General features: G+C 59.9%; 1 pseudogene. It reads left to right on the forward strand.

The features are described 5' to 3' along the window. Positions 1-262: pseudogene (locus tag R0J88_RS21080) on the forward strand (MFS transporter); the annotation flags it as partial.

Raw genomic sequence — 262 nt, forward strand, 5'->3', positions numbered from 1 at the left:
GGTGACTCAGGCCAGCGCCTATCTGTTCGGCATGGCCATGGGCTTTCTCTGGCTGTCCACCGTGCCTTTGACCAACGGCACCGTGGCCACCTTGTTTGGCGTGCGCAACCTGTCCATGCTCGGCGGCATTGTGTTCCTGTTCCACCAATTGGGGTCTTTCCTTGGTGGTTGGCTGGGGGGCGTGGTGTATGACCGTACCGGGAGCTACGACTTGATCTGGCAGGTGGCGATTCTCCTTAGTCTGTTGGCTGCGGCACTGAAC

The sequence above is a fragment of the Pseudoalteromonas sp. SIMBA_162 genome (genome assembly GCF_046535955.1).
GTDB classification, from domain to species: domain Bacteria; phylum Pseudomonadota; class Gammaproteobacteria; order Enterobacterales; family Alteromonadaceae; genus Pseudoalteromonas; species Pseudoalteromonas marina.